Annotated in this window: 15 protein-coding genes; 12 read left to right on the forward strand and 3 right to left on the reverse strand. The window is 64.3% G+C overall.

Annotation, left to right across the window (positions count from 1 at the left end; translation table 11 throughout):
- Window positions 1–19 precede the first annotated feature (19 nt).
- From ACIPUD_RS23555 to cysD, 3 genes are all read right to left on the reverse strand, one after another.
- Entirely contained in the window at window positions 20–2,185 is a 2,166-nt protein-coding gene (locus ACIPUD_RS23555; protein ID WP_446481630.1) for a malate synthase G, read from the reverse strand.
- A gap of 294 nt (window positions 2,186–2,479) precedes the next feature.
- Window positions 2,480–4,396, reverse strand: a complete 1,917-nt coding sequence (cysC, locus tag ACIPUD_RS23560; RefSeq protein ID WP_018454652.1) for an adenylyl-sulfate kinase — start codon at window positions 4,394–4,396, stop codon at window positions 2,480–2,482.
- Window positions 4,397–4,415: 19 nt separating this feature from the next.
- Entirely contained in the window at window positions 4,416–5,210 is a 795-nt protein-coding gene (cysD, locus tag ACIPUD_RS23565) for a sulfate adenylyltransferase subunit CysD (RefSeq protein WP_026232781.1), read from the reverse strand.
- A gap of 245 nt (window positions 5,211–5,455) precedes the next feature.
- Here cysD and cysG point away from each other — a divergent pair, with 245 nt between their 5' ends.
- From cysG to ACIPUD_RS23625, 12 genes are all read left to right on the forward strand, one after another.
- Window positions 5,456–6,880, forward strand: coding sequence for a siroheme synthase CysG (gene cysG, locus ACIPUD_RS23570; protein ID WP_377791435.1), 1,425 nt, complete (start codon window positions 5,456–5,458; stop codon window positions 6,878–6,880).
- A complete protein-coding gene (locus ACIPUD_RS23575; RefSeq protein ID WP_007599842.1) occupies window positions 6,877–7,194 on the forward strand; it encodes a DUF2849 domain-containing protein in 318 nt (105 codons plus the stop codon). The genes cysG and ACIPUD_RS23575 overlap by 4 nt, the downstream gene beginning before the upstream one ends.
- Before the next feature lie 11 nt (window positions 7,195–7,205).
- Window positions 7,206–8,861, forward strand: a complete 1,656-nt coding sequence (locus tag ACIPUD_RS23580; protein ID WP_018454649.1) for a nitrite/sulfite reductase — start codon at window positions 7,206–7,208, stop codon at window positions 8,859–8,861.
- Window positions 8,848–9,363: a DUF934 domain-containing protein gene (locus ACIPUD_RS23585; protein ID WP_446481631.1), complete on the forward strand. Its 516-nt coding sequence runs from the start codon at window positions 8,848–8,850 to the stop codon at window positions 9,361–9,363. Before ACIPUD_RS23580 ends, ACIPUD_RS23585 begins: the two co-directional genes overlap by 14 nt.
- Window positions 9,364–9,371: 8 nt before the next feature.
- Entirely contained in the window at window positions 9,372–10,091 is a 720-nt protein-coding gene (locus ACIPUD_RS23590) for a phosphoadenylyl-sulfate reductase (RefSeq protein ID WP_446481632.1), read from the forward strand.
- A 108-nt stretch (window positions 10,092–10,199) separates the two neighbouring features.
- A complete protein-coding gene (locus tag ACIPUD_RS23595) occupies window positions 10,200–11,213 on the forward strand; it encodes a sulfate ABC transporter substrate-binding protein (protein ID WP_446481633.1) in 1,014 nt (337 codons plus the stop codon).
- A gap of 87 nt (window positions 11,214–11,300) precedes the next feature.
- Window positions 11,301–12,086, forward strand: coding sequence for a sulfate ABC transporter permease subunit CysT (cysT, locus tag ACIPUD_RS23600; RefSeq protein WP_231190982.1), 786 nt, complete (start codon window positions 11,301–11,303; stop codon window positions 12,084–12,086).
- Between the two features lie 10 nt (window positions 12,087–12,096).
- Window positions 12,097–13,008, forward strand: a complete 912-nt coding sequence (cysW, locus tag ACIPUD_RS23605; RefSeq protein ID WP_446481634.1) for a sulfate ABC transporter permease subunit CysW — start codon at window positions 12,097–12,099, stop codon at window positions 13,006–13,008.
- Window positions 12,998–14,035, forward strand: a complete 1,038-nt coding sequence (locus ACIPUD_RS23610) for a sulfate/molybdate ABC transporter ATP-binding protein (protein ID WP_377828351.1) — start codon at window positions 12,998–13,000, stop codon at window positions 14,033–14,035. The genes cysW and ACIPUD_RS23610 overlap by 11 nt, the downstream gene beginning before the upstream one ends.
- A 90-nt stretch (window positions 14,036–14,125) precedes the next feature.
- Entirely contained in the window at window positions 14,126–14,629 is a 504-nt protein-coding gene (locus tag ACIPUD_RS23615; RefSeq protein ID WP_446481635.1) for a CAP domain-containing protein, read from the forward strand.
- Window positions 14,630–14,707: 78 nt separating this feature from the next.
- Complete coding sequence (locus ACIPUD_RS23620) at window positions 14,708–15,883, forward strand: DUF3734 domain-containing protein (protein ID WP_204513296.1); 1,176 nt, start codon at window positions 14,708–14,710, stop codon at window positions 15,881–15,883.
- A gap of 1 nt (window position 15,884) precedes the next feature.
- Window positions 15,885–16,673, forward strand: a complete 789-nt coding sequence (locus ACIPUD_RS23625; protein ID WP_446481636.1) for a 3-hydroxybutyrate dehydrogenase — start codon at window positions 15,885–15,887, stop codon at window positions 16,671–16,673.
- Window positions 16,674–16,693 lie beyond the last annotated feature (20 nt).

Here is a 16,693-nt window from a genome sequence, read left to right on the forward strand (position 1 = left end):
CTTGTCAGCCAGGGCGTTGTCAGCCAAGGGCTTTGGCCTCGCGGCGGCGGGCGGTGAGGATGTATTCGGTGTAGCCGTTCGGCTGCTCGCGTCCCTTGAAGATGAGGTCGCTGGCCGCCTTGAAGGCTGTGCCGTCGAAGGCGGGCGCCATCGGCTTGTAGATGGGATCGCCCGCATTCTGCTTGTCGACGACCACCGCCATGCGCTTGAGCGATTCCATCACCTGCGCCTCGGTGATCACGCCCTGGTGCAGCCAGTTGGCGAGGTGCTGGCTGGAGATGCGCAAGGTGGCACGGTCTTCCATCAGGCCGACGTCGTGGATGTCAGGCACCTTCGAGCAGCCGACGCCCTGGTCGATCCAGCGCACGACATAGCCCAGAATGCCCTGGCAGTTGTTGTCGATCTCCTGCTTGACGTCGTCGGGCGCCCAGTTCGACTTCGACACGGGGATGGTGAGAATGTCTTCGAGCTTTGCCCGTGGGCCGCCCTTGGCGAGCTCCTGCTGGCGCGCGGTGACGTTGACCTGGTGGTAGTGCAGCGCGTGCAGCGTCGCGGCGGTCGGCGAGGGCACCCAGGCGGTGGTAGCACCGGCCTGCGGATGGGCGAGCTTCTGCGCCAGCATGTCCGCCATCTTGTCCGGCGCGGCCCACATGCCCTTGCCGATCTGGGCATGGCCGGGCAGGCCACAGGTCAGGCCCATATCGACGTTCCAGTCCTCATAGGACTTGATCCAGGGCTGCGCCTTCATCTCGTTCTTGCGGATCATCGGACCCGCCTCCATCGAGGTGTGGATCTCGTCGCCGGTGCGGTCGAGGAAGCCGGTGTTGATGAACATGATGCGCTTGGAGGCGCGCTGGATGCAGGCCTTGAGGTTGACGGTGGTGCGCCGCTCCTCGTCCATGATGCCGACCTTGAGCGTGTTCTCGGGCAGCGACAGCATCTTCTCGACGCGGTCGAAGATCTCGCAGGTCAGCGACACCTCGTCGGGGCCGTGCATCTTGGGCTTGACGATATAGGCCGAGCCGGTGCGGCTGTTCTTGACCTTGGAGTTGCCTTTCAGATCATGGACAGCAAGAAGCCCGGAGACGGCGGCGTCGAGCAAGCCTTCCGGAATCTCCTCGCCCTTGTCGTCCAGCACCGCGTCGGTGAACATGTGGTGACCGCAATTGCGCATCAGCAGCAGGCTGCGGCCGTGCAATTTCACTTCGCCTTTGCCGTCAGGCATCTTGTAGCTGCGGTCGGCATTGAGCGAGCGCGTCAGCGTCTTGCCGCCCTTCTCGAAATCGGCCGACAGCGTGCCGTTCATCAGGCCGAGCGTGTTGCGATAGACCAGCACCTTGTCCTCGGCATCGACGGCAGCGACCGAGTCTTCCATGTCGAGAATCGTGGAGACGGCGGACTCCATGACCATGTCCGCGACGCCGCCCGGATCGTCCTTGCCGATCGCGCTGGTGCGGTCGATTTTTACCTCGACGTGCAGGCCGTTGTTGACGAGCAGTACCGCGCTCGGTGCGGCTGCGTCGCCCTGGAAGCCTGCGAATTGCGCGGCGTTCTTCAGGGCGGTGGCGTTGCCGCTCTTCAGCTTCACCGCGAGCTGGCCCGCGACCACGCTATAGGCGGTGACGTCGGTGTGACTGCCGGTCGCCAGCGGCACGGCGGCATCGAGGAACGCTTTTGCCTTGGCGATCACCTTGTCGCCGCGCGCCTTGTTGTAGCCCTTGCCGCTCTCTGATGGATCGTGCGGGATCGCGTCGGTGCCGTAGAAGGCGTCATAGAGCGAGCCCCAGCGCGCATTCGCCGCGTTCAGCGCATAGCGTGCGTTGGTCAGCGGCACGACGAGCTGCGGGCCGCAGATCTTGCCGATCTCCTCGTCCACATTGGCGGTCTCGACCTTCTGCGTCGCCGGCTCCGGGAGGAGATAGCCGATCTCCTTCAGGAAGGCGGTATAGGCGTTGAGGTCGAACGCCTTGCCCTTGTTGGCGCGGTGCCAGTCGTCGATCTTGGCCTGCAACGTGTCGCGCACCGCCAGCATCGCGCGGTTCTTCGGCCCCAGCTCCTTGATGATGGCGGCGAGCCCGGCCCAGAACGCATCCGGCGCGATCCCCGTCTTCGGGGCCGCTTCCTTGGCGATGAAATCGAACAGGACGGGAGCGATCTTCAGTCCGTGGGCGTCGACGCGTTTCATGATGGGCTTTCTTGTTGGAAATGGCTGTTTTTGGCTGCTTTTGACCCGACAGCAGCAAAATGCGCTCCAAGGAGCGGCTTTCGGGGTCTTATTAGCCCCAAAATCGGGGCCGTGAGAAGGCCCCCAAAAGTTGTCAAAATGTCAAGGCGAGGTGGGCGGCCCACGCACGGTGTCATTCCCCGCGAAGGCGGGGAAATCCAGTACGCCGCGGCCTCTCGGCTGAATCACTGCTGTCGGTGGGATGCTGGGTCGCCCGGTCAAGCCGGGCGACGACAGCGGAGCAGCAGCCCGGCTTCAAATATTCGCGGCGAGGTCCACGAGTTCGTCGAACAGCACGCCGGTCGTCTTGAGCATCTGTTCGATCTCGTCCGCCGCCTCGGCGACCGTCCGCGTCGAGGTGTCGATCACGAGCTCGGCGGCCTCGGGCCGCTCGTAGTCGGTGCCGATACCGGTGAACGACGCGAGCGTGCCGGCGCGGGCCTTCTTGTAGTGGCCCTTGGGGTCGCGCTCCTCGCAAATTTCCGCCGGCGTCGCGACGTAGATCTCGCGGAACGACGTGTCGGCGATGCGGCGCGCGGTGGCGCGGTCCTCGCGGGCGGGCGAGACGGCGGCGACAATGGCGATGTGGCCGTTACGGGCGAGATGCGTCGCGACTTCGGCGAGGCGGCGGATGTTCTCGCTGCGATCGGCGGCCGAGAAGCCGAGATCGCTGTTGAGCCCGGCACGCAGCGTGTCGCCGTCGAGCAGGATCGGTGAGCCGCCATTGCTGAACAACCGCCGCTCCAGCGCCTTGGCTAGAGTCGACTTGCCGGAGGCGGGGAGGCCGGTGAGCCAGACCACGGCGCCGTTGTGACGATAGCGCGCGGAGCGTTCGTCGGGCCGCAGCGCGGATTCCACCGGCACGATGTCGACGGGCAAGGCGCGCTGGCCGGCATCGACCGACAGCACGAGACCGCCGCCGGCGATGCGCCCGGACACCTCGATCACGAGACGGCCGGTGCGCGGATTTTCCGTGTAGGGATCGGTGGCAATCGGATTCGAAAGGGATATGTCGATCTCGCCGACATGGTTGCGGCCGATTGCCTTGTTCTCGACGCTCGACAGCTCACCGGGATCGACCGCCTTCTCGATGGCGACGACGGTGGCACGGCTTTCCTTCGGTCCGCAGCGAACCAGGAGCTGGTCGCCCTTGGCCAGCGGCTTGTCGTGCAGCCAGAAGATCCGCGCGCGCAGCCGTCGTGTCTCGCGCGGCGCGCTGTTGGCATGCGCGATAATGTCGCCGCGCTCGAGGAACAGCTCGCGGTCGAGCGTGATGCCGACCGAGCGGCCCGCACCCTGGCGGCCTGCGACCGGCGTCACCGGCCAGCTCTCGACCGTCTTGATTCTGGCGATCTTGCCGGCGGGCATGATCACGATTTCGTCGCCGGCAACCAGGCTGCCGGATTCGATCCGGCCCGCCACGATGCGGCGATCGTCGAATTTGTAGATCGCCTGCACCGGCAGCCGCAGCGCCAGCGCTTCCAGCGGCCGGGCCGGCTCGAGCCGGTCAAGCGCTTCGACCACGGTCGGACCCTTGTACCAGCCGATGCGGTCGGTGCGCTCAGCGACGCCGTCGCCCTCGCGGGCGGAAATCGGGATCACGGCCGTGGGCTTCACACCGAGGCCTTGCAGATGCGCCGAGATCTCGTCGCTGATCTCCTTGAAGCGCGCTGCGGAGAAGTCGACGCGGTCCATCTTGTTGACGACGACCGCGACCTGCTTCACGCCGAGCAGATGCAGGAGATAGCCGTGCCGCCTCGTCTGGTCGCGCACGCCTTCGAGCGCGTCGATGATCAGCACCGCGCCGTCCGCCTGCGAGGCGCCGGTGATCATGTTGCGCAGGAATTCGGCGTGGCCGGGCGCGTCGATCAGTACGATGTCGCGCGAATTGGTGCGGAAGCGGATCTGCGTGGTGTCGATGGTGATGCCCTGGTCGCGCTCGGTCTGGAGCGCGTCGAGCAGAAACGACCATTCGAACGGCATGCCGCGCCGCGCGCTGACGGCCTTGAGCATGTCGAGCTTGCCGTCGGGCAGGCTGCCGGTCTCGTGCAGCAGGCGGCCGACCAGCGTCGACTTGCCGTGGTCGACATGGCCGACGATGACGATGCGGACCTGCGGACGCGTGGTGCCGTTCGGGGTGGCGGGCGATGCGGGGGTGACGATCATGTTCATACGACGCTCGCGTCCTTGATCAGAGATAGCCGGCGACGCGCAGGCGCTCGAAAGCGTCCTCGGTCTCGTGGTCGAGCGCGCGGCCGGAACGTTCCGGCACCTTGGTCTGCTCGAGTTCGATCAGGATCTCGTCGATAGTCGACGCGTTTGAGGCGACCGGATTGGTGATGTCCTGATCGCCCAGCGAGCGATAGCGTTTGCCGTTTTGCGACAGATACAGCGGGATGATCGGGATGTTCTCGCGCTTGGTGTAGGCCCAGATATCGGACTCGGTCCAATGCAGGATCGGATGGATGCGCAAATGCGCGCCCTGCGGCGGCGACGCATTGAAATGATCCCAGAACTCCGGCGGCTGGTCGCGCACGTCCCAATTACCCTCCAAGCCGCGCGGCGAGAACACGCGCTCCTTGGCGCGCGTCGCCTCCTCATCGCGGCGAATGCCGGCGATCAGACCGTCGAAACCGTATTTGGCGAGCGCCATCTTGAGGCCCTCGGTCTTGCGCGCGGCGGAACGGGCGGCGGGCGGCAGCGTTGGGTCGACGGCATCAATCGGCGGGCAGGGCTCGACGCGCAGATCGAGATCCCATTCCTTGCCGTAGTGATCGCGGAAGCGATACATCTCCGGAAACTTCTTGCCGGTGTCGACATGGAGGGCCGGGAACGGCAGACGGCCGAAGAATGCCTTGCGCGCCAGCCAGATCATGACATTGGAGTCCTTGCCGAGCGACCACAGCAGGGCGATCTTCTTGAGGCGGCCGAAGGCTTCGCGGAAGATGTAGATGCTCTGGGCCTCGAGCTGGTCGAGATGGTCCATGCTCGGGGCAAGGTCAGAAGAAAATTCTTGCGCGGGCACGCGCTCGGCGAGAGCGGGGCTGCTCAGCCCGCCAGCAGTGGAATTGTCCTTGAGAAGATGCATCTCTGCCACTTTGCGTTTGGAGGCGAAAATTCTATAGTTGCGGTGCAAGAGAGAAGAAAAAATTTTCTCTTTGCGCGCCTGAAACGACACATATATAGAAAATAATTCCAGTCAACCCCGCATGTGGGGTAAGCGAGTATCGTATGCGGTTCTTGCCCGTGTTCCTCGATCTCAAGGCCGGTCCGGTGGTCCTCATCGGTGCGGGTGAGCTTTTGCGCGCCAAGCTGCGCGTGCTGGCCGCTGCCGGTGCGCGCATTCGCGTGCATGCGATCGATGGCAATCACGACCTGGGTCTGAGCTCCGAGGACGCGGCGCGTATCGACATCTCGGCCACCGATCCGCTGACCGCCGATCTCTCGGGAATCATCGCGGTGGTTTGCGCCGGCGCCGGCGATGTCGGCGTGGCGATGTCGGTCCGCGCCAAGGCGCTCGGCCTGCCGGTCAATGTCATGGACGATCTCGAGCATTCGAGCTTCATCTTTCCGGCGATCGTCGATCGCGGCGATGTCGTGGTCGCCGTCGGCACTGGCGGCACGTCGCCGGTGGTGGCGCGGCGCGTGCGCGAGAAGATCGAGGCGCTGCTGCCGGCGCGCATCGGCGAGCTCGCCGAGTTCATCGGCGGCTTCCGCAAATCCATCAACGAACGTATTGCCGAGTTTCCGCTGCGCCGCCGCTTCTGGGAGCGCGTCATCGACGGCCCGATCGGTGCCGCCGTATTGGCCGGCCGCAAAGGCGAGGCGGACGCAGCGCTCAAGGCGATTTCAGATCCATCCGCGTTCGCGCGGGCCGACAAGCCGGAAGGATCCGTCGCGCTGGTCGGCGCCGGGCCTGGCGATCCGGATTTGCTCACCATCAAGGCGTTGCGCGCGCTCCAGGATGCCGACATCGTCTTCCATGACGAGCTGGTCTCGCCTGAAATTCTCGACCGCATCCGCCGTGACACCACGCGCGTGCCGGTCGGCCGCCGCGTCGGCAAGCCCGGCATCGGGCAGGACGCCATCAACAAGCGCATGATCGAGGCCGCGCAATCCGGCCAGCGTGTGGTGCGGCTGAAGGGCGGCGATCCCTTCGTGTTCGGCCGCGGCGGCGAAGAAGTCGAAGCACTTCGTGCCGCCGGCGTTGCCTATTCGATCGTTCCCGGCATCACCGCAGGTCTCGGCGGCGCCGCCGATTTCGAGGTGCCGCTCACCTATCGTCACGAAGCAACGCGCATCACCTTCCTCACCGCGCACAAGGCGCGCGACGCAGAAGTCGTGGACTGGTCGACGCTGACCGACGCCAGGATGACCGTCGTGGTCTACATGGGCATGACGGCTGCGCCGGCCATACGCGCCGGCCTCTTGGCCGCCGGCCGTTCGCCGGAGACGCCGGTCGGCGTATTCGCCCGCGTCACGCGTCCCGATGCGCAAGGCGAGATCGGCACGCTGCGCGATCTGCCCGAACTGGTCCGCCGGACCAACGGCGGTCCCGCCATTCTCATCATCGGCGATGTGGTCCGGCATGCCGGCTCGCTTCGCCGCCAAACCCCAAAGCAAATCATCTCTGACCTATTGGATGCAGCCGAATGACCTCCCCGCTTGAACAGAAGAAGATCAAGATCGCCGGCCCCTCGGTCGTGACCGCCAACCGCACCTGGGACGGCATCGTGGTTTACCGCACCGCCGCCAAGAGCTGGTCCGCGGACCTGTCGGAAGCCGCGATCGTGCGCAACTCCGACGAGGCGAAGGCGTTGCTTGCGGAATCCGTTGCCGATGACGTCGGCGCGATCGGCCCCTATATCGCGCCGGTACAGGTCGGTGCAGACGGCAAGGTCGAACCCGGAAATCTGCGCGAACAGATCCGCCGCACCGGCGTGACCATCGGACAGCCGGTTCAGGTTTAAGGCGCTTTCTTATGTATGCTTACGATGAAATCGACCGCACGCTCGTCAACGAGCGCGTCTCGGAATTCCGCGACCAGGTGAAGCGCCGCCTCTCCGGCGAGCTCACCGAGGACGAGTTCAAGATCCTGCGGCTGCAGAACGGCGTCTATCTGCAACTGCACGCCTATATGTTCCGCGTCGCGATCCCCTACGGGACGCTGGCGTCGAACCAGCTGCGGGCGCTCGCCCACGTCGCGCGCAAATACGACCGTGGCTACGGCCATTTCACGACGCGGCAGAACATCCAGTTCAACTGGATCAAGCTCGCCGAATTGCCGGATGCGCTGGCCGATCTCGCCGAGGTCGGCATCCATGCGATGCAGACCTCCGGCAACAACATGCGCAACGTCACCTCGGATCAGTGGGCCGGCGTCGCGCCCGGCGAGATCGAGGATCCCCGCATCTGGTCGGAGCTGATCCGCCAGCACACCACGTTGCATCCGGAATTCTCGTTCCTGCCGCGCAAGTTCAAGATCGCGATCACCGCGTCGGACCACGACCGGGCCGCGATCAAGATCCACGACATCGGGCTGAAGCTGATCAAGAACGAGAAGGGCGAGACCGGCTTTGAGGTGCTGGTCGGTGGCGGGCTCGGACGCACGCCGTTCATCGGCAAGACCATCAAGCATTTCGTCCACGGCCGCGACATTCTCAGCTACATCGAGGCGATTCTGCGCGTCTACAACCAGTACGGCCGCCGCGACAACATCTACAAGGCGCGCATCAAGATCCTGGTGCACGAGCTCGGCATCGAGAAGTTCTCGCGCGAGGTCGAGGAGGAGTGGCAGCACATCCGCAACTCCTCGCTCCAGATCGACGACGAGGTGGTCGAGGACATCCGCTCGCGCTTCACCTATCCTGCCTACGAGAAGCTGCCGCACATGCCGGACGAGCTGCGCCAGGCCGCGGCCGATCCCGATTTCGAGGCATGGCGCAAGAACTCGGTGGCCCCGCACAAGGCCCAGGGCTATTCCATCGTCACGATCTCGCTGAAGCCGATCGGCGCGCCTCCGGGCGATGCCACCGCCGAGCAGATGGATGCGCTCGCCGATCTCGCCGACGAATACTCCTTCGGTGAGATCCGCGTCGGCCACGAGCAGAACCTCGCTCTGCCGCATGTCGCCAAGCGTGACTTGCCGGCGCTGTGGAAGGCGCTCGACAAGCTCGGGCTGGCGACGCCGAACGTCAATCTGATCACTGACATCATCGCCTGCCCGGGTCTCGACTATTGCTCGCTGGCCAATGCGCGCTCGATCCCGATCGCGCAGGAACTGACGCGGCGCTTCGCCAATCATGAGCTGGCCAATCTGATCGGCCGGTTGCACATCAACATCTCCGGCTGCATCAACGCCTGCGGCCATCACCATGTCGGTCATATCGGCATTCTCGGCGTCGAGAAGAACGGCGAGGAGGTCTACCAGATCACCATCGGCGGGCGCGCCGACGAGAGTGCCGCACTCGGCAATCTGATCGGCCCCGGCGTCAAGTTCGACGAGGTCGCCGACGTCGTCGAGGACATCGTGGAAGCCTATCTGGCGCTGCGCGAGCGGCCCGAAGAGCTGTTCATGGACACCGTAAAACGCCTCGGCGTCGAACCCTTCAAGGAGCGCGTTTATGCCACTCGTTAACGGCGGAAAGATCGCCGACGACAGCTTCGTCAAGCTCGCCGTCGACACGCCGCTGCCCGAGGGCGGCGACATTCTGGTGCCGGCCGAGCGTTTCGTCGGCGAGGCGGATGCGTTGCTCAAGCGGACCGGCAAGGTCGGTGTGATCTGGCCGAACAATCGCGACATCGCCGAGCTGGTGCCCTATCTCGGCAAGATTGCCGTCGTCGCGCTGGTGTTCCCAACCTTCCGCGACGGACGCGCCTACAGCCAGGCGCGGCTGCTGCGCGAGCGTTACAATTACCGCGGCGAGTTGCGTGCGACGGGCCAGATCCTGCGGGACCAGTTCGTGTTCATGCTGCGCGCTGGCTTCGATTCCTTCGACGTCAAGAAGCAGGCCGACGCGGAAGCCTTCATGCAGACCGCGAAGCGCTATTCGGTCTTCTACCAGCCCACCGGCGATGGCCGCGTCACGGCGCTGCACCGGCGCATGCAGCTGCGTCATTCCGAGGGTGTCGGCACGTGAACGCAATCGTGTCTCCAATTTTGTCAAGCTCAGTCTCCGCGCTGCCCTCGGCGGAGGAGCTCGATCGCGCCTTGCGCGATGCCTCGCCCGCCGAAATCATCGCCGCTGCGCTGAAGACGGTCGGGCGCGACAAGCTTGCGCTGGTGTCGTCCTTCGGCACGGAATCGGCGACGCTGTTGAAGGTCATGGCCGACGTCGATCCGGCGATCCCGGTGATCTTCCTCGACACCGGCTGGCTGTTCGAGGAGACGCTGGCCTATCGCGACACGCTGATCGCGACGCTGGGCCTGAAGGACGTCCGCTCGATCAAGCCTGCCGAGGAGACGCTGTCGCGCGAAGATCCCGACCGCGACCTCTGGTTTTCCGATCCCGACGCTTGCTGCCGTATCCGCAAGGTCGAGCCGCTGGCGCGGGCGCTGAAACCGTTCGATGCATGGCTCAACGGCCGCAAGCGCTTCCAGGGCAGCTCGCGCGCCGATATCCCGGTGGTCGAGGACGACGGCGCGCGGTTGAAATTCAATCCCTTCGCCAATGTCTCGCGCGAGGAACTCGAGGCGATTTTCGCCCGCGCCAAATTGCCGCGTCATCCTCTGGTCGCGTCGGGATTTCTATCGGTTGGGTGTATGCCTTGCACGAGCAGAACGGCCGAAGGCGAGAATGAGCGTGCCGGTCGCTGGCGCGGCCGGGCCAAGACGGAATGCGGCATCCACACGATGAAGACTTCGTAGCAAAGTTACGCTGCCCGGCTACGAACAAGAAAATCCGGTTCCGTTGACTTAATCGCGTTTCGCCCCGAGTTATGCCTGCCATCGATGACGCCGACGTCATTGATGTGAATGGAGATGGACATGATGCGTCGTATCGTTCCGCTCGCGGCAGGACTGCTCGTGACAGGCTTGTTGGCAAGCGCGGCTCTTGCCGCTGACATCAATCTGCTGAACGTCTCGTACGATCCGACGCGCGAGCTCTATGTCGAGTTCAACAAGGCGTTCGCGAGTGCCTATCAGAAGGAAACCGGCAAGAGCGTCGAGATCAAGCAGTCGCATGGGGGCAGCGGTTCGCAGGCGCGCGCCGTGATCGACGGATTGCAGGCCGACGTGGTGACGCTTGCGCTCGCCTACGACATCGACGCCATCGCGGGCAAAGGCCTCACGACGGCCGACTGGCAGAAACGGTTGCCGCAAAACTCGTCGCCCTATACCTCGACCATTGTGTTCCTGGTCCGCAAGGGCAATCCCAAGGCCATCAAGGACTGGGACGATCTGCTCAAGCTCGGCGTCGCCGTGATCACGCCGAACCCGAAGACGTCAGGCGGCGCGCGCTGGAATTATCTGGCCGCCTGGGGCTTTGCGCAGAAGAAATACGGCTCGGCGGACAAGGCCAAGGATTTCATCGGAAAGCTCTATCAGCAGGTGCCGGTGCTCGACACCGGTGCGCGCGGCGCGACCGTGACCTTCGTCGAGCGCGGCGTCGGGGACGTGCTGCTCGCCTGGGAAAACGAGGCGTACCTGGCGCTCAAGGAATTCGGTCCGGAGAAATTCGAGATCGTGGCGCCGCCGCTCTCGATCTTGGCGGAACCGCCGGTGACGATCGTCGATAAGGTTGCCGATAAAAAAGGCACCCGTAGTGTCGCCGATGCCTACCTGCAATATTGGTACACCAAGGAAGGTCAGGAAATCGCGGCGCGCAACTTCTATCGTCCGCGCGATCGCGAGATCGCCAAAAAACATGAAAACTCCTTCGCGAAGGTCGAGCTGTTCACGATCGACGAACTTTTCGGCGGCTGGACCAAGGCGCAGAGGGAACATTTTGCCGACGGCGGCGTCTTCGATCAGATCTACAAGAACTGATCGGGCGCTGTCGGCGGGGCTTAAACAGGGGGCCTGGTGAGCGCAATCGCAGCACGACGCCGGACATTGCCGGGCTTCGGTCTCACCATGGGGCTGACGCTATCCTGGCTGTCGATCATCATCCTGATTCCGCTCGCCGGCCTGTTCCTGAAATCGCTCGAGCTGAGTCCCGAGCAGTTTTGGAACATCCTCTCCAGCCGCCGCACCCTGAATGCGTTGCGCGTGTCCTTCGGACTCGCCTTCGCAGCCGCCTGCGTCAATCTGGTGATGGGCAGCATCATCGTCTGGGCGCTGGTGCGCTACCGCTTCCCCGGTCGGCGGCTGTTCGATGCCATCGTCGACGTGCCGTTCGCGCTACCTACGGCGGTTGCCGGCGTCGCGCTGACCGCGTTGTTCGCCGAGAAGGGCTGGCTCGGCGCGCCGCTTGCGGCGGCCGGCATCAAGGTGGCGTTCACGCCGGTCGGCATCTTCGTCGCCATGATCTTCATCGGTATCCCGTTCGTGGTGCGCACGGTGCAGCCGGTGCTCCAGGATCTCGACCCAGAGATCGAGGAGGCCGCGGGCAGCCTTGGCGCGAGCCGCTGGCAGACCATCATTCGCGTGATCCTGCCCTCGCTCGGTCCGGCGCTGCTCACCGGACTCGCGCTCGCCTTCGCGCGTGCGGTCGGCGAATACGGCTCGGTGATCTTCATCGCCGGCAATCTGCCCAACGTCTCCGAGATCGCGCCGCTGCTGATCGTGATCCGGCTCTCCGAATTCCGCTATGCCGATGCGACCGCCATCGCGGTTGTCATGCTGGTCGTGTCCTTCGTCATTATCTTCGCGGTCAACCGGCTCCAGCGCTGGGCGCAGAGCCGGATTCCGGTGCGGTGAGGACGGGGCCATGACGATGCAGATCGCAGATTCCGTCCCACTCCCGGCATCCGACGCCAAGGCACGCGCGTACGCAGCCGCCGCGCGGAACAACCTTCGCACCGAACCGCGCGCGGTCCGCATCGTCATCATCGCGCTGGCGATGACCTTTCTATCAGTCTTCGTCGTGTTGCCGCTGGTCGTGGTGTTCGCGCAGGCCTTCTCGAAGGGAATTGGCGCTTATTTCGCCGCGCTGACCGACCCGGAGGCGCTGTCCGCGATCAAGTTGACGCTGTTGGTTGCTGCAATTTCCGTCGGCCTCAATCTCGTCTTTGGCCTGGTCGCGGCTTGGGCGATTGCAAAATTCGAGTTCTCGGGCAAGACCTTCCTGATCACGCTGATAGATTTGCCGTTCTCGGTCAGCCCGGTGATCTCGGGCCTCGTCTTCGTGCTGCTGTTCGGCGCGCAGGGCTATTTCGGCGGCTGGCTGCGCGATCACGACATCCAGATCCTGTTCGCGGTGCCGGGCATCGCGCTTGCGACCACCTTCGTGACCTTCCCCTTCGTGGCGCGGGCGTTGATCCCGCTGATGCAGGAGCAGGGCACGCAGGAGGAGGAGGCCGCAATCTCGCTCGGCGCCTCGGGCCTGCAGACCTTCTTCCGCGTCACGATGCCCAATATCAAATGGGGCGTGCTGTACGGCGTCCTGCTCTGCAACGCGCGCGCGATGGGCGAGTTTGGCGCGGTCTCCGTCGTTTCCGGCCATATCCGCGGCGAGACCAACACGATGCCGCTCCTGGTCGAGATTCTCTACAATGAATATCAGTTCGTCGCGGCGTTCGCGATCGCCTCGCTGCTGGCGATGCTGGCGCTGATCACGCTGGTCGCGAAAACCGTTCTCGAAAATCATCTCGACGAAGGACATGACGCAAGTGAGCATTGAAGTCAGGAATCTCGTCAAGAAGTTCGGCAGCTTCGCAGCCCTCGACGGCGTCGATCTCAAGGTCAATGACGGCGAGCTGCTCGCACTGCTCGGTCCATCAGGTTCCGGCAAGACCACGCTGCTGCGGATCATTGCCGGGCTCGACTGGCCCGATTCCGGTGAGGTGTCTTTCAACGGCGAGGATGCGTTGGCGCAGGGCGCGCGCGAGCGGCACGTCGGATTCGTATTCCAGCACTACGCGCTGTTCCGCCACATGACGGTGTTCGAGAACGTCGCCTTTGGCCTCCGCGTGCAGCCGCGCGCGATCCGCAAGGACGAAGCGACCATCCGTGCGCGCGTCAGGGAGCTGCTCGATCTCGTGCAGCTGGACTGGCTCGCCGACCGCTATCCGAGCCAGCTCTCCGGCGGCCAGCGCCAGCGCATCGCGCTGGCCCGCGCGCTCGCGATCGAGCCGCGTATCCTGCTGCTCGACGAGCCCTTCGGCGCGCTTGATGCCAAGGTGCGCAAGGAGCTGCGTAAATGGCTGCGCTCGCTGCACCACGAGATCAACGTCACCTCGATCTTCGTCACCCATGACCAGGAGGAGGCGCTCGAAGTCGCCAACCGCGTCGTGGTGATGGACAAGGGCAAGATCGAGCAGATCGGCTCGCCCGATGACGTCTATGAGAGCCCGGCGACCGCCTTCGTCCACAGCTTCATCGGCGAATCCATCGAGCTTCCGGTCCTGATCGCCGACGGCGTCATCAGGCTTGGCGACCGGCCGCTTCAGCTCGCGGCAGATGGGCTTGCGCCTGGCGCGTCAAGACTGTTCGTGCGGCGGCACGACATGCTCGTTGGCCCGCCCGGCAGCGGTGCCTTCGAGGGCGCCGTGCAGCACGTCCGGAATTTCGGTCCCGTGCAGCGGGCCGAGGTGGCATTATCAGGCGGAGAGACCATCGAGATCGACGCTCCGCGGGACAGGGAACTGCGCGCCGGCGACACGATCGGCCTGGAGCCCCGCCGCTACCGGATATTTGGGGGCGCCTGAGCGGGGTCAACCGGTCAATTTTTCCTCAATATTCACCTTTCAGCCACGGTTGGTATGCAACAACGGCGCCTGATTTGGGGGCTCCTGTTCATGCGCGTCGCGGCCGCGATATCAATCCTTTTGCTGCTCGCCGGCTGCGCCGGCAACGAAGCACCGGTCCAGCAGCCCTCAATGTATGCCGATATGGCTGTCCCGGGCGCAAAGCTCGACGCGCAGGCCGCAGCGATCATGATCTCGCAATACCGACAGAACAACGGGCTCGGCACCGTCGTGATCGACCCCGAACTGATGCGGCTTGCCGAATCCCAATCGCATGCGATGGCGGCGGCCAACAAGATGGACCACGACGTCCGCGCGCCGCTGGCCAAGCGCCTCAGCGCCGGCGGCTATCCGGCGACCGTTGCGGTCGAGAACGTCTCGGCCGGCTATCATACGCTGGCGGAAGCGTTTTCCGGCTGGCGCGACTCGCCCCCGCACCGCGCCAACATGCTCAAGAGCGGTGTCACAAAATTAGGCATCGCGGCGGGCTATGCTCCCGGCACCAAATACAAGGTGTTCTGGACCATGATCCTGGCCTCGACGGACGCCCGATAAGCCAGACTTGATCCCGGGATACATTGACGCCGCGGCAGACTGTCGCCACGGTCGCTCGCCATCTGCTAGTGTTCCCGCATGACCGATCATAGTCCAGAAGTCGCAACAATCCCCGCAAACGCGCAACGTGTCCTGGTCCTCCAGGGCGGCGGCGCGCTCGGCTCCTATCAGGCCGGCGCCTATCAATCGCTCTGCCATGCCGGCTTCGAGCCGGAATGGGTCGCCGGCATCTCGATCGGCGCGATCAACGCCGCGATCATCGCCGGCAATGAAGGGCAGACGCGCGTCAAGCGGCTCAAGGAATTCTGGGAGATGGTCTCCGCGCCGGTGCCGTGGAAGCCGATCGGCAAGAGCGACCACAGCCGCGAACTGTTCAACTCGACCAGCGCCGCATTGATCGCGACCTTCGGCGTGCCCGGCTTCTTCACGCCGCGCATCCCGCCGGCGCCGCTCTGGCCGCCCGGCAGCCCGCAGGCCGAGAGCTATTACGACACCGCCCCGCTGAAGAAGACGCTGGAGCGTCTGGTCGATTTCGACCGCATCAACGATCTGAAGACGCGGCTGTCGGTCGGTGCAGTCGGCGTTACCTCCGGCAACTTCAAATATTTCGACAATTTCGAGTTCAGGAAGCTCGGCAAGAAAATCGGACCCGAGCACATCATGGCCTCCGGCGCGCTGCCGCCCGGCTTTCCGTCCATCGTGATCGACGGCGAGCATTATTGGGACGGCGGCATTGCCTCCAACACGCCGCTCGACTACGTGCTGGACGCCGAGACCGACCGCGATCTCCTGATCTTCCAGATCGACCTGTTCAGCGCCCGCGGCGATCTGCCGACCTCGCTACTCGAGGCGACCGAGCGCGAGAAGGACATCCGCTTCTCGAGCCGCACGCGGATGAACACCGACAAGAACAAGCAGGTGCACAACGCCCGCAGGGCCGTGCGCGACCTGATTTCCAAATTGCCCGATTATCTCAAGAACGACCCTTCCGTGGAATTCCTTGCCAAGGTATCGCGCGAAAGCACCGTGACTGTGGTGCACCTGATCTACCGCAGCAAGAACTACGAATCCTCGTCCAAGGATTACGATTTCTCGCATGTCGCCATGGTCGAGCATTGGGAAGCCGGCGTGCGTGACGTGCATCTGTCGATGCGCCACAAGGATTGGCTCGAGCGGCCGCAATCCGGCGAGACCATGGTGACCTACGATCTCACGGGGGACGTCACTGCGCCCCCGCCAAGAAGGAGCGAATAATATGGGTAGTCTGTCAGGCAAGAACGCCGTCGTGACCGGGTCGACCAGCGGCATCGGACTTGCCTATGCGCGCGCCTTCGCCGCCGCCGGCGCCAATGTCGTCATCAACGGGTTCGGCTCGCCGGAGGACATCGAGAAGGAGCGCGCCAAGATCCAGTCCGATTTCGGCGTGAAGGCGGTCTATTCGCCGGCCGACATGACCAAGCCGACCGAGATCGCCGGGATGGTCGCGCTCGGCGAGAAGAGCTTTGGTTCGGTCGATATTCTCGTCAACAATGCGGGCATCCAGTTCGTCTCGCCGATCGAGGAATTCCCGCCGGAGAAATGGGATCAGATCATCGCGATCAACCTGTCCTCGGCGTTCCATGCCATTCGCGCCGCCGTCCCGGGCATGAAGAAGAAGGGCTGGGGCCGCATCATCAATACCGCTTCCGCGCATTCGCTGGTCGCCTCGCCCTTCAAGTCGGCCTATGTCTCGGCCAAGCACGGCATCGCCGGCCTGACCAAGACCGTGGCGCTCGAGGTCGCGACCAGCAAGATCACCTGCAACTGCATCAGCCCCGGCTATGTCTGGACGCCGCTGGTGGAGAAGCAGATCCCCGACACCATGAAGGCCCGTAACCTCACGCGCGACCAGGTCATCAACGACGTGCTGCTCGACGCGCAGCCGACCAAGGAGTTCGTCACCTCCGAGCAGGTCGCAGCCCTCGCGCTGTTCCTGTGCGGCGACGATGCCGCGCAGATCACCGGCACGAATCTGTCGATCGACGGCGGCTGGACCGCGGAGTAGACCGCGATCGCTGGCGAATG

The organism is Bradyrhizobium sp. CAR08 (genome assembly GCF_052871955.1).